14 protein-coding genes are annotated in these 12,725 nt (G+C 74.1%); 12 read left to right on the plus strand and 2 right to left on the minus strand.

From position 1 onward, the window contains the following. Positions 1 to 193 precede the first annotated feature (193 nt). Positions 194 to 1,117, plus strand: a complete 924-nt coding sequence (locus tag ACFVX9_RS15465; protein ID WP_387981999.1) for a serine/threonine dehydratase — start codon at positions 194 to 196, stop codon at positions 1,115 to 1,117. A gap of 104 nt (positions 1,118 to 1,221) precedes the next feature. On the opposite strand, the gene ACFVX9_RS15470 is transcribed toward ACFVX9_RS15465, so the two are convergent. Next, entirely contained in the window at positions 1,222 to 2,943 is a 1,722-nt protein-coding gene (locus ACFVX9_RS15470; RefSeq protein WP_387982001.1) for an FAD-dependent oxidoreductase, read from the minus strand. A 206-nt stretch (positions 2,944 to 3,149) separates the two neighbouring features. Here ACFVX9_RS15470 and ACFVX9_RS15475 point away from each other — a divergent pair, with 206 nt between their 5' ends. The 8 genes from ACFVX9_RS15475 (at position 3,150) to ACFVX9_RS15510 (ending at position 9,640) form a co-directional block, all read left to right on the plus strand. After that, entirely contained in the window at positions 3,150 to 4,316 is a 1,167-nt protein-coding gene (locus ACFVX9_RS15475; protein WP_380486953.1) for a SchA/CurD-like domain-containing protein, read from the plus strand. A gap of 32 nt (positions 4,317 to 4,348) precedes the next feature. Then, positions 4,349 to 4,774: a cupin domain-containing protein gene (locus tag ACFVX9_RS15480; RefSeq protein ID WP_350879141.1), complete on the plus strand. Its 426-nt coding sequence runs from the start codon at positions 4,349 to 4,351 to the stop codon at positions 4,772 to 4,774. Beyond that, on the plus strand, positions 4,771 to 6,027 hold the full coding sequence (locus tag ACFVX9_RS15485) for a beta-ketoacyl-[acyl-carrier-protein] synthase family protein (protein WP_380486955.1): 1,257 nt from the start codon (positions 4,771 to 4,773) through the stop codon (positions 6,025 to 6,027). Before ACFVX9_RS15480 ends, ACFVX9_RS15485 begins: the two co-directional genes overlap by 4 nt. A gap of 5 nt (positions 6,028 to 6,032) precedes the next feature. Further along, on the plus strand, positions 6,033 to 7,274 hold the full coding sequence (locus ACFVX9_RS15490) for a beta-ketoacyl synthase N-terminal-like domain-containing protein (protein ID WP_380372220.1): 1,242 nt from the start codon (positions 6,033 to 6,035) through the stop codon (positions 7,272 to 7,274). Positions 7,275 to 7,308: 34 nt separating this feature from the next. Beyond that, entirely contained in the window at positions 7,309 to 7,572 is a 264-nt protein-coding gene (locus tag ACFVX9_RS15495) for an acyl carrier protein (protein ID WP_063350293.1), read from the plus strand. Position 7,573: 1 nt separating this feature from the next. After that, complete coding sequence (locus ACFVX9_RS15500; RefSeq protein ID WP_063350292.1) at positions 7,574 to 8,029, plus strand: SRPBCC family protein; 456 nt, start codon at positions 7,574 to 7,576, stop codon at positions 8,027 to 8,029. A 5-nt stretch (positions 8,030 to 8,034) separates the two neighbouring features. Next, on the plus strand, positions 8,035 to 8,355 hold the full coding sequence (locus tag ACFVX9_RS15505) for a TcmI family type II polyketide cyclase (protein ID WP_063351612.1): 321 nt from the start codon (positions 8,035 to 8,037) through the stop codon (positions 8,353 to 8,355). Between the two features lie 238 nt (positions 8,356 to 8,593). Beyond that, positions 8,594 to 9,640, plus strand: coding sequence for an LLM class flavin-dependent oxidoreductase (locus ACFVX9_RS15510; protein WP_387982004.1), 1,047 nt, complete (start codon positions 8,594 to 8,596; stop codon positions 9,638 to 9,640). A 34-nt stretch (positions 9,641 to 9,674) separates the two neighbouring features. Here ACFVX9_RS15510 and ACFVX9_RS15515 read toward each other — a convergent pair whose 3' ends face one another. Continuing rightward, on the minus strand, positions 9,675 to 10,121 hold the full coding sequence (locus tag ACFVX9_RS15515) for an Lrp/AsnC family transcriptional regulator (protein ID WP_380486213.1): 447 nt from the start codon (positions 10,119 to 10,121) through the stop codon (positions 9,675 to 9,677). 93 nt (positions 10,122 to 10,214) lie between these two features. Here ACFVX9_RS15515 and ACFVX9_RS15520 point away from each other — a divergent pair, with 93 nt between their 5' ends. The 3 genes from ACFVX9_RS15520 to ACFVX9_RS15530 all read left to right on the plus strand — a co-directional run bounded on the left by ACFVX9_RS15520 (position 10,215) and on the right by ACFVX9_RS15530 (position 12,593). Beyond that, positions 10,215 to 11,054: a TIGR03619 family F420-dependent LLM class oxidoreductase gene (locus tag ACFVX9_RS15520; protein ID WP_387982007.1), complete on the plus strand. Its 840-nt coding sequence runs from the start codon at positions 10,215 to 10,217 to the stop codon at positions 11,052 to 11,054. Continuing rightward, the gene (locus tag ACFVX9_RS15525; protein WP_063345918.1) at positions 11,051 to 11,491 is read left to right on the plus strand and encodes a nucleoside deaminase; all 441 of its coding nucleotides are present in this window, start codon (positions 11,051 to 11,053) and stop codon (positions 11,489 to 11,491) included. Before ACFVX9_RS15520 ends, ACFVX9_RS15525 begins: the two co-directional genes overlap by 4 nt. A gap of 94 nt (positions 11,492 to 11,585) precedes the next feature. Continuing rightward, on the plus strand, positions 11,586 to 12,593 hold the full coding sequence (locus ACFVX9_RS15530; protein WP_387982009.1) for an NADP-dependent oxidoreductase: 1,008 nt from the start codon (positions 11,586 to 11,588) through the stop codon (positions 12,591 to 12,593). Positions 12,594 to 12,725 lie beyond the last annotated feature (132 nt).

The raw sequence follows: 12,725 nt of genomic DNA on the forward strand, positions 1-12,725 counted from the left end.
TGCCCTCCCTCCCCCCCCCCCCGTCCCCCCTTCCCCCGTTTCCCTCTCCCTTGTCTCCCCCCTCCCCCCCCCTTTTTTTTTCGACCCCGGCTCCTCTCCCTGTTTCCCCCCGACCGTGATCCTTTCCTCGTCCCGCGCCCGCGACGTACCGTCAAGCCCAGAGGCGACGCACCCGGCTTGAGGAGCAGGCACGATGGACCGATTGACGTACGACGAGGTCAAGGCCGCCGGTGAGCGGATCGCCGGGAGGGTGCGGCCGGTCGCGGTCGCCCCCGGGGACGACCACGGGCGGACCTGGCTGGCGCTGGAGTTCCTTCAGCACACCGGCAGCTTCAAGGCCCGCGGCGCGCAGAACTTCCTGCTCGCGCACGCCGAGGCGGGCACCCTGCCGGAGGCCGGGGTCACCATCGCCTCGGGCGGCAACGCCGGGCTGGCCTGCGCCTGGGCGGCGCGCGAGCTCGGCGTGCGCGCCACGGTGTTCCTGCCCGAGACGGCCTCCCCGGTGAAGCTGGCGCGGCTGCGCTCGTACGGCGCCGACGTGCGGCTGGTCGGCCGGGAGTACGCGGAGGCGCTGGCGGCCTGCGAGGAGTTCGCGGCGGCCAGTGGGGCGCTGGCCTCGCACGCCTACGACCACCCGCTGATCGCCGCCGGCGCGGGCACCGTGCTGGAGGAGATCCGCGCCCGGGTCCCCGGGCTGGACACGGTGGTGGTGTCGGTAGGCGGCGGCGGGCTGTTCGCCGGGGTGGCCGTCGCGGCCCGCGAGCACGGCGTCCGGGTGGTCGCGGTGGAGCCGGAGGGCAGCCGGGCCCTGCACGCCGCCCTCGCCGCCGGCCACCCCGTCGACGTCCCGGTGTCCTCCGTGGCCCAGGACGCCCTCGGCGCCCGCCGCGCCACCGCCCTCGCCGTCCACGCCGCCCGCCACGAGGGCGTCCGGTCCGTCCTGGTCGACGACGAGGCCATCGTGCGCGCCCGCCGCCGGCTCTGGGAGGACCACCGCATCGCCGTCGAGTACGCGGCCTCCACCGCCCTGGCGGCCCTCGACCACGCGGAGGGCGAGCGGGTCGCCGTCCTCCTGTGCGGCGCCAACACCGACCCGTCCGACCTCGCCTCACCCTGACCGACGGCCGCCGGACGGCGGCTCCGGCCGCATCCGCCCCACACACACGAAGACCTGCCCGCCGGTTGCGAAACCGGCGGGCAGGTCCCGTTGTCGGCCACGCCCTACAGGCTCAGCACCGCCCGCAGGGCCCCGGCGACCTCCGCCTCCGGGTCGTCCGCCGCGCCCGTCGAGCGCCAGGCGACGAAGCCGTCCGGCCGGACCAGCACGGCGCCGGCCGGGCCGATCCCGTGCAACTCCGCGAAGTCCGCGCCCGGCTCCGGCGCCAGGTCGTCCTCGGCGCCGCCGCCGATCCGGTAGGCGTCCAGCGGGACGGCCAGCCGGTCGGCCGCCCGCCGCGCCCCGGCCTGCCAGGCCGCGCCCTCGGGGCCGGTGAGCAGCACCATCGCCTGCTCGTACAGGTCCAGCGTGGACAGGCGCACGCCCGCCCGCAGCAGCCACTGGTGCGGGGCGCGGCTGCCCGGCTCCCCGGCCGACTCGAACTTCTCGGGGACGACCGCGCCCGCCGGGTCCGTCCCGGTCACCGCGCCCACCGGGTAGCGGTAGCCGAGCGCCACCCCGAGCACCCCGGTCTGCCGCCCGGCACCCGGCACCACCGCGTACCCGGGGTGGCTGTGCTCGGCCGAGCGGGCCGAGGCCCGCTCGCTGGTCACCTGCGCGACCGGGCGCCGCTCCTGCCCGTACGTCTCCAGCAGTTCCGGCCCGGCCCACCCGCAGAGCACCGCGGCGAGCTTCCAGGCCAGGTTGTGCGCGTCCTGGATGCCGGTGTTGGAGCCGAACGCGCCGGTCGGCGACATCTCGTGCGCGGAGTCCCCGGCGAGGAAGACCCGCCCGGCGCCGTACCGCTCGGCCACCCGCTCGGCGGCGTGCCAGGGCGCCCGGCCGGTCACCTCGACGTCGAGCTCCGGCAGGCCGACGGCGGTGCGGATGTGCCGCTCGCAGCGCTCGTCGGTGAACGCCTCCAGCGGCTCACCGTGCTCGGGGTGCCAGGGCGCGTGGAAGACCCACTCCTCCTGGTTGTCCACCGGCAGCAGCGCGCCGTCCGCCTCCGGGTTGGTCAGGTAGCAGGCGATGAAGTGCCGGTCCCCGACCACGTCGGCCAGCCGCTTGGCGCGGAAGGTGATGCTGACGTTGTGGAACAGCTCGCCCTGGCCGCTCTGGCCGATGCCCAGGCGCTCGCGGGCCGGGCTGCGCGGGCCGTCCGCCGCGATCAGGTAGTCCGAGCGCACCCGGCGCTCCTCGCCGGTCTCCCGGCTGCGCAGCACCGAGGTGACGCCCTCGGCGTCCTGCTCGAAGGAGACCAGCTCGGTGTTGAAGCGGACGTCGCCGCCGAGGTCGCGGGTGGCGCGCAGCAGCACCGGCTCCAGGTCGTTCTGGCTGCACAGGCACCACGAGCTGGGGCTGAACCGGGCGAGCCGCCCGCCGGGGTCGATCTCCCGGAACAGCCACTCCTGCTCGGCGCCGGTCAGCGAGGGCGCCTGGAGGATGCCGTGGTTCGGGGCGAGGACCGACGCCGCCTCGCGGATCGCCGGCTCGATCCCGGCCACCCGGTACAGCTCCATCGTGCGGACGTTGTTGCCTCGGCCACGCGGGTGATGCGAGGTGTCGGCGTGCTTCTCGACCAGCAGGTGCCTGACACCCAGTCGGCCGAGGAAGAGCGAGGCCGACAGCCCGACCAGCGACCCTCCCACGATCAGGACCGGCACCCGGTCGTCAACCTTCGGATTCATCAATTGCTCCGCCCTGTCAGGGGATTCAGCGGACCGGTGGCTGGGATCGGGGCCGCCCTCGACGCGACCGCACGACCGGGGGCCCCGCTCTTCCATCCCCCGCCCGAGGGTGCTTGTGCCGCCTCTTCGCCCGGATGGCCCGCAAATATCGCGGCACCCCGGTACGCCGCTCACGATCGACTTCAGGCCTGGCGCCGACCGACCGGGCCGATCGCCGTCGCACCGCCCTCCCAAGCCGGGAGCACCCCCCGGACGCGGCCCACCGCGGCCCGCAACGTGCGGCCCAGAGCAGAAAGTGGACCATGACAACTCTGTCCGAACCGCAGCGGAAGCAGCAGGCCGACTCCGACACCCGGCTCCGGGTGGTACTGATGCTGGAGATCCAGGACGGCGCCCAGCAGCGCTTCCTCGACGTCTACGAGCAGCTGCGCCACCAGGTGGCCTCGGTGCCCGGCCATGTCAGCGACCAGCTGTGCCAGTCGATCAACGACCCCCGCCAGTGGCTGATCACCAGCGAGTGGGAGGACCAGGACACCTTCCTGGAGTGGGTGGACAGCCCCGCCCACCGCGAGATGGTCAAGCCGATGCACGGCTGCGTCAGCGACAACTTCCGCTCGCTGCGCTACGGCATCCTGCGCGAGACCTCGGCGGCCGGCTCCACCGGCACCCGGGCCCCGCTGGAGGTGCCGCCCGGCCTGCCGCGCACCGAGCCCGCCGGGCACGTCGGCCCGCCGAAGGCCGAGCCCGGCCCGGACGGCGTGGTCCGGCACGCGCTCACCTTCACGGTCAAGCCCGGCAGCGAGCACGAGGTGGCCCGGATCCTGTCCGGCTACGCCTCGCCCCGGGCCGAGGTGGACGAGCACACCCGGCTGCGCCGCACCTCGCTGTTCATGCACGGCAACCGGGTGGTCCGGGCCGTCGAGGTGGTCGGCAACCTCGGCGACGCGCTGCGCCACGTGGCGATGCAGCCGGAGGTGCGGGCCGTCGAGGAGGCGATCAACCCGTACCTGGAGGAGGCCCGCCAGCTGGGCGACCCGCAGGCCGCGCGCGCCTTCTTCGCCCGGGCCGCGCTGCCGGCGAAGCACCAGGCGATCGCCAGCTCCCCGACCTCCGCCCGGCTGCACCGGAACGCCGTGCTGTACCCCGTCCGCCCGGGCGAGGGGCAGGCCGTCGCCGAGCTGCTCGCCGACTACGACAACCTCGCCACCGCCGACCCGACCGGCCCGGTCGCGGCCAGCACCGTGTTCCACCGGGCGGACGTGGTGGTGCGCCTGGTCGACCTGCGGGTGCCGGCCGAGGCCGACCCGGCGGCCGCCCTCGGCGTGGCGGGCGACCAGGAGGCCGCCGCGCTCGGCCGGCTGCTCGACCTCGGCCCGCAGGGCGACCTGCGCACCGCCACCGGGCTCGCCGCCGCCCTCGCCGCCCGCGCCATGAACCCGGTCACCGACCGCAGCTCGCAGGACAACTGAAGAACCAGCCGCATCTCTCGGAGGAAAACACCATGACCACGCAGTACCCACGGATCGTGCACGTCGACGAGGCACCGGAGAACCGTCGGCGCGGCGGCGACCTGCGCGCCATGCTCACCCCGACCACCTGCGGGGCGACCAGCGGGTTCATGGGGCTGGCGATCGTCCAGCCCGGCGAGCGGATCGGCGAGCACTACCACCCGTACTCCGAGGAGTTCGTGTTCGTGGTCAGCGGCGACCTGGAGGTGGACCTGGACGGCGAGAGCCGTCCGATCAGGCCCAACCAGGGCCTGATGATCCCGATCAACATGCGCCACCGCTTCCGCAACGTCGGCGACACCGAGGCCCGGATGGTGTTCCACCTCGGCCCGCTCGCCCCCCGCCCCGAGCTCGGCCACGTGGACACCGAGGAGACCGGCGCCGCCGGGCCGCCGGAACACGCCAAGGTGGCCTCGTGACCCGGCGCGTCGCCGTCACCGGGATCGGCGTCGTCGCGCCCGGCGGGGTCGGGGTCCGGGCGTTCTGGGAGCTCCTCACCGCCGGCCGCACCGCCACCCGGGGCATCACGCTCTTCGACCCCACCGGGTTCCGCTCCCGGATCGCCGCCGAGGTCGACTTCGACCCGGCGGCCCACGGGCTGAGCCCGGCGGACATCCAGCGGGCCGACCGCTACGTGCAGTTCGCGATGGTCGCGGCGGACGAGGCGATCGCCGACGCGGGCCTGGACCTGGCCGCCGAGGACCCGTGGCGGATCGCCGTCTCGCTCGGCACCGCCGTCGGCGGCACCACCCGACTGGAGCACGACTACGCTCTGGTCAGCGCCGGCGGCGCCCGCTGGGACGTCGACCACCAGCGGGCCGAACCGCAGCTGCACCGGGCCTTCGCGCCCAGCACGCTGGCCTCCACGGTCGCCGAGCGCACCGGCGCGCACGGCCCGGTGCAGACCGTCTCCACCGGCTGCACCTCCGGCCTCGACGCGATCGGCTACGGCTTCCAGGCCGTCGAGGAGGGGCGCGCCGACATCTGCATCGCCGGCGCCTCCGACTCGCCGATCTCGCCGATCACCGTCGCCTGCTTCGACGCCATCAAGGCCACCAGCGAGCGCAACGACGACCCGGAGCACGCCTCCCGGCCCTTCGACGCCCACCGGGACGGCTTCGTCCTCGGCGAGGGCGGCGCCGTCCTGGTGCTGGAGGAACTGGAGCACGCCCGCCGCCGCGGCGCCCGGATCTACGGCGAGATCGGCGGCTTCGCCACCTTCGGCAACGCCTACCACATGACCGGCCTCACTCAGGAGGGGCTGGAGATGTCCCGGGCGATCGACGACGCGCTCGCCCACGCCCGGGTGGACCGCACCGACGTCGGCTACGTCAACGCGCACGGTTCGGGCACCAAGCAGAACGACCGGCACGAGACCGCCGCCGTCAAGCGCTCGCTCGGCGCCCACGCCTACCGGACGCCGATGAGCTCCATCAAGTCGATGGTCGGGCACTCGCTCGGCGCGATCGGCGCCATCGAGGTGGTCGCCTGCACCCTGGCGCTGGCCCACGGCGTGGTGCCGCCGACCGCCAACTACGAGACTCCCGACCCGGAGTGCGACCTCGACTACGTGCCGCGCACCGCGCGCGAGCTGCCGCTGAGCCACATCCTCTCGGTCGGCAGCGGATTCGGCGGATTCCAGTCCGCCGTCGTGCTCAACAGAACGGGGTGAGTGTCATGACGTCACGTCAGCAGGGCCGCCGGGCGGTGGTCACCGGCCTCGGCGTGGTGGCGCCGAACGGCGTTGGGGCCGACGCCTTCTGGAAGGCCACCAGGCAGGGCGTGAGCGTCCTCGACCGGATCACCCGCGAGGGCTGCGACGGGCTGCCGCTGCGCGTCGCCGGCCAGGTGCGGGACTTCGACCCGCGGGCCGCGATCGACAGCCGGTACCTGGTGCAGACCGACCGGTTCACGCACTACGCGATGGCCGCCGCCGACCTGGCGGTGGCGGACGCCGGGTTCCACCCCGACCCCGAACATCCCTTCGCGGTCGGGGTGGTGACCGCGGCCGGCTCCGGCGGCGGCGAGTTCGGCCAGCGCGAGCTCCAGCAGCTCTGGGGCCAGGGGCCGCAGTTCGTCGGCCCGTACCAGTCCATCGCCTGGTTCTACGCGGCCAGCACCGGCCAGATCTCGATCCGCGGCGGCTACAAGGGCCCGTGCGGGGTGGTCGCCAGCGACGAGGCCGGCGGCCTGGACGCGCTCGCGCACGCGGCCCGCACGATCGAGCGCGGCACCGACGCGGTGGTGGCCGGCGCCGCCGAGGCACCGCTGGCGCCGTACTCGATGGTCTGCCAGCTCGGCTACCCGGAGGTCAGCCTCGCCGGGCAGCCCGACCGGGCCTATCTGCCGTTCACCGCGCAGGCCTGCGGCTTCGCCCCCGCCGAGGGCGGCGCGATGCTGCTGCTGGAGGACGAGCAGGCGGCCCGGCAGCGCGGCGCCGCCGTCCGGGCCCACCTGGCCGGACACGGCTCCACCTTCACCGGGGCCTCCCGCTGGGAGGAGTCCCGCGAGGGGCTGGCCGCCGCGATCCGCATCGCGCTGGACGAGGCCAGGATCGCGCCCGAGGAGATCGACGTGGTCTTCGCGGACGCGCTCGGCGTCCCGGCCGCCGACCGGGCCGAGGCGCTCGCACTGGCCGACGCGCTCGGCCCGGCGGCCGAACGCGTCCCGGTCACCGCCCCCAAGTCCGGTACCGGACGGGCCTACTGCGGCGCGCCGCTGCTGGACGTGGCGGCCGCCGTCCTGGCCATGGAGGACGGCGTGCTGCCGCCCACCCCGAACGTCACCGAGGTCAGCCACGACCTCGCCCTGGTGACCGGCCGCGCCCGTCCGGCCGAACTGCGCACCGCACTGGTGCTCAGCCGCGGGCTGATGGGTTCCAACTCCGCGCTGGTGCTCCGGTGCGGAGACCGGCCCTGAGACCGCACCCGCAATTCCACCGAAGGGACACCCCGTGAGCAACACCCTCAGCTATCCCGAGCTGGCCGCCCTGATCCAGGCCCGGGCCGGCGTCACCGTCGACCCGCTCCACCTGGAGCGTCCGGGCGCGCAGTTCGACGAGTTCGGCGTCGACTCGCTCGGCCTGCTCGGCGTCGTCGGCGAACTGGAGAACCGGCACGGCCTCAAGGTCACCTCGGGCGCCGAGTCCGCCAAGACCCCGGCCGAGTTCCTGGAGCTCGTCAACACCTCCCTCCTCTCCCCGAAAGCTGGTGCCTGAGATGCCCGGACACACCGACAACGAGATCGTCATCGCCGCCCCCCTCGACCTGGTCTGGGAGATCACCAACGACCTGGAGAACTGGCCGGACCTCTTCAGCGAGTACGCCTCGGTGGAGGTGCTGGAGCGCGACGGCGACAGCGTCCGCTTCCGGCTCACCATGCACCCGGACGAGAACGGCCAGGTGTGGAGCTGGGTCTCCGAGCGCACCACCGACAAGTCCTCGCTCGCGGTGCGCGCCCGCCGGGTCGAGCCCGGCCCGTTCGAGTTCATGGACATCCGCTGGGAGTACGCGGAGGTCCCGGCCGGGACGAGGATGCGCTGGATCCAGGACTTCGCGATGAAGCCCACCGCCCCGGTCGACGACCACGGCATGGTCAACCACATCAACCGCAACTCCCGGATCCAGCTGGAGCTGATCCGCGAGAAGGTCGAGAAGCGGGCGGCGGAGCGGTGACCGGGATGCACCGCGCCCTGATCGTCGCCCGGATGAAGCCGGAGGCGGCACCGGACATCGCCGAGGTGTTCGCCACGTCCGACCAGGGTGAACTGCCGCACCTGATCGGCGTCACCGGCCGCAGCCTGTTCCAGTTCGGCGACGTCTACCTGCACCTCATCGAGGCCGACCGCCCGCCGGGCCCGGCCGTCGCCAAGGTCATCGGCCACCCGGAGTTCCGGTCCGTCAGTGACCAGCTGACCGCCTTCGTCCAGGCCTACGACCCGGCCACCTGGCGCGAGCCGAAGGACGCCATGGCGCACGAGTTCTACCGCTGGGACCGCTGACCCCGTCCCACCCGTCCCGCTCGTCCTGGGGCCGCCCCCCGCCCCCCCCCCGGGGGGGGCGCCCCCCCCCCCCCCCGCCCCGTACCGGGTCGGTATTGAGGGGGGATTGCGCCGTGTTGCGCGCCGATGTCCGATCCCGCGCCGATCTTGTGGGGACGCGAGCCGCCTGCGTACGTTCGACGGGCACCACCCGCCCGGCCCTCCCGGGGCCGCCTCACACCACCCGGAGCCACCCACCATGCCGCCGACCCCACGACCGCTGCGGAAACTCGGCTTCCTGACCATCGGACTGTTCGACGAGGCCGACCCGCGCCGGGGCCACGAGTCCACCCTCGACCTCATCACCCTCGGCGAGCAGCTCGGCTTCGACAGCGCCTGGCTGCGCCACCGCCACCTCCAGTACGGGATCTCCTCCCCCGTCGCCGTCCTCGCCGCCGCCTCCCAGCGCACCAGCCGCATCCACCTCGGCACCGCCGTCACCCCGCTCGGCTGGGAGAACCCGCTGCGCCTCGCCGAGGACCTCGCCACCGTCGACATCCTGTCCGGCGGCCGCCTCAACCCCGGCTTCAGCGTCGGCCCGCCCACCCACTACGACCGGGTCCGCGGCGCGCTCCACCCCGACACCGGCGAGCACGAGGACTTCGGGACCGGCCGCGCCGAGCGCCTCCTCGGCCTCGTCCGCGGCGAACCCGCCTCCGACTTCGCCGGCACCGAGGGCATCGAGGTGTACTCCCGCCGGGTCCAGCCGCATTCCCCCGGCCTCGCCTCCCGGCTCTGGTACGGCGCCGGCAGCCTGCGCTCCGCCCGCTGGGCCGGCGAGCACGGGCTCAACCTGCTCACCAGCAGCATCGTCAAGGCCGGGGAGGCCGGGGAGCCCGGGGAGTCCGAGGACTTCGCCGAGATCCAGCGCACCCAGATCCGCGCCTTCCGCGCCCAGCACCCCCACGGCGAGCGCGCCCGCGTCTCCCAGGGCCTCGTCGTCATCCCCACCGACGGTGCCAGCCCCGAACAGCGCGCCAAGTACCAGGCGTACGCCCTCGCCCGCACCCCGCGCACCCTCGCCCCGCAGGGCCCGGCCCGGATGGTGTTCGCGCCCGACCTGGTCGGCCCGTCCGAGGAGATCGCCGAGCGGCTGCACGCCCACGCCGGCTACCAGGAGGTCGACGAGGTCGCCTTCGCCCTGCCGTTCACCTTCGACCACCAGGACTACGTGCAGATCCTCACCGACCTCGCCACCCGCCTCGGCCCCGCCCTCGGCTGGCAGCCCTCGACCGGGCACGGCTGACCCGGCGACCGGCCGCGCCGAGGGGCGCGGCGGCTCAGGGCCGGTCGGGGCCGCGGGTGGGCAGCGTCTGGCTGTAGACGACGCTCGTGGTCGTGCTGCCGAAGCCGGCCAGCTCGTCCACGAGCGTCTCCAGATGCTCCATGGAGGTCGCGGCGACCTTGAGGGTGTAGCAGTCGTCGCCGGTGGTGCGCAGGCACTCCAGGAGCTCCCGCCGCTCGGCGAGCAGCCGGCGCAGCGGCTCGTGCCGGTTGCCCGGGTACTTCAGCCGGACGACGGCGAGCACGGGGTAGCCGACCTTGGCCAGGTCGACCACGGCGTGGTAGCCGGTGATGACGCCCAGCGTCTCCAGGTTCCGCACCCGTTCCGTGGTGGCGGACGAGCTGAGGTTCACCCGCCGCCCCAGCTCGCTGAGGGAGATCCGGGCCTCCCGTTGCAGCTGTCCGATGATCTGCCAGTCGACGTCGTCGAGATTCACGGCCATTTTGCGATCCTACCGGCAGAACCACGGCGGAGAGCGATGATCACCGGGATGGTTCGGTTCCGTCGGCCATGATCACCGGGATAGCCTCGGTCCATGCAACTTGGCGTCAACGTACCGAACTTCGGGCCCGGGACGGACCCCGGCGTGCTGCGCGAATGGGCGCGGACCTCGGAGGGGCTCGGCTTCGACCTCCTCATGCTGTCGGACCATGTGACCATCACCCCGGACGTGGCCGTGCGGTACCCGGAGCCGTTCTACGAGCCGTTCACCACGCTGTCCTGGCTGGCCGGTCTCACCACGGACCTGCGGCTGGGCACGAGCGTGCTGATCCTGCCCTATCGGCACCCGCTGCTGACGGCCCGGCTGGCCGCCAACCTCAGCCGGCTCAGCGGCGGCCGGTTCGTCCTCGGGGTGGGCGTCGGCTGGGCGCGGCAGGAGTTCGACGCGCTCGGCGTGCCGTTCGCCGCGCGCGGCCGGCTGACCGACGAGTACCTGGGCGTGCTGCGGGACGCCTGGCGTCCGGAGACTCCGGGGGCGGGGACGGGGACGGGGGGCCACGCCGCCCCGACGCCCGTCTGGGTCGGCGGCCACAGCGAGGCGGCGATCCGGCGCGCGGTCAGGTTCGGCGATGCCTGGCACCCGCTGCGGCTCCCCCTGCCCCTGATGCGCTCCATCCTGGCGGAGCACTCGCTGCCGGGGTTCTCCCCCCGCATCGCCCTGCGGATCACCGAGGCGCCGGTCGACGATCCCGAGCGGCCCGCCGGGGTCGGCACCGTCGAGCAGGTCCTCGACGACCTCGACCAGCTGCGGCTGCTCGGCGCGGACACCGTCGTCCTCGACCCCTACCACGGCGATCCGGAGGAGACCCGTCGGCCCCGCGCGGCCTGGCAGGCGCTCACCACCGTGGCCACCCACTGGAAGGACCGATCGTGATCACCCCGGCCGACGAAACCCTCCTGCGGCGCGCCGTCGCCCTCGCGGCCCGGGCGGTCGCCCTGGGCGACGCACCGTACGGCTCCCTGCTGGCCGGCCCGGACGGCGCGATCCTCGCCGAGGCACACAACACGGTACGGCGCGACGACGACATCACGGCCCACCCGGAGCTGAAGCTCGCCCGCTGGGCGGCCCGCGAACTCGACCCGGACCTGGCCGCCCGCACCACCCTCTACACCAGCTGCCAGCCCTGCGGCATGTGCGCCGGCGGCATCGTCCGCTCCGGCCTCGGCCGGGTGGTCTTCGCGCTCTCCACCGAGCAACTCGTCGAGCTCAACCCGCAGTCGGGCGCCTGGCCGACGGTGGCCCAGGACGGCCCGGCCCTGTTCGACGAGGCGCGCGCACCCCTCGACGCCTACTACCGGCCAGGCCGCTGACGTCGACGCGCCGGGCGGGCACTGGTCAGATGACTAAGCGCTTGCTTAGACTCGGGCCTCCAGTGCAGGCCCGCGCGCGCCCCCAGGAGACGTCATGACCGCGACCAACCGTCAGATCCGCCTCGCCCGTCGGCCGGTCGGGGAGGTGCGGGCGGAGGACTGGGCACACGGGTCGGAGCCGGTGGGGGCGGCCGGGCCCGGGGAGTTCGTGGGACGGACGCGGTACGTGTCGCTGGACCCGGCGATGCGCGGGTGGCTGGACGACCGGCCGTCCTACCTGCCGCCGGTCGGGCTGGGCGAGGTGATGCGGGCCGGGTCCGTGGTCGAGGTCGTCGAGTCCGACCACCCGAAGTTCCGCGTCGGCGACCACGTGGTCGGCAGCTTCGGCGTCCAGGAGTACGTGGTCTCGGACGGCAAGGGCGCGCTGAAGGTCGACCCCGCGCTCGCGCCGCTGTCGACGTACCTCGGCGCGCTCGGCATGCCCGGGATGACCGCCTACTTCGGGCTGCTGAACGTCGGGGCGCTCAAGGAGGGCGAGACCGTGGTGGTCTCCGGCGCCGCCGGGGCCGTCGGCAGCCTGGTCGGGCAGATCGCCAGGATCAAGGGCTGCCGGGTGGTCGGCATCGCGGGCGGCCCCGAGAAGTGCGCGCTGCTCACCGGGGAACTGGGCTTCGACGCGGCGATCGACTACCACTCCGAGGACCTCCGCAAGGCGCTGCGCGACCACGCGCCCGACGGCATCGACGTGTACTTCGACAACGTCGGCGGGGACGTCCTGGACGCCGCGCTCACCCGGCTCGCGATGCACGCCCGGGTGGTGCTCTGCGGGGCGATCAGCCAGTACAACAACGAGACCGCCGTGCAGGGCCCGTCCAACTACCTGTCACTGCTGGTGCGGCGGGCCCGGATGGAGGGCTTCGTGGTGTTCGACTACGCGCCCCGCTACCCGGAGGCGGCCCGGGAGCTCGCGGGCTGGATCGCGGACGGCCGGATCAAGGTCAAGGAGCACGTGGTGGAGGGGACGGTGGACGACTTCCCGACCGTCCTCGGGATGCTCTTCCGCGGGGAGAACACCGGCAAGCTGGTGCTGCGGCTGGCCTGAGCTCAGGTCTCAGCTCTGGCCTGAACTCCGGCCTGATCCCGGCCCGGGGGGGGGGGGGGGGGGGGTGTGGTCTTGCCCATCGGGTGGGTTGGGGGGGGGGGTGGTGTTTTCTCGCGCCCTTTCGGAAAAAAA

The organism is Kitasatospora sp. NPDC058243, from assembly GCF_042882025.1.
Classification (GTDB): domain Bacteria; phylum Actinomycetota; class Actinomycetes; order Streptomycetales; family Streptomycetaceae; genus Kitasatospora.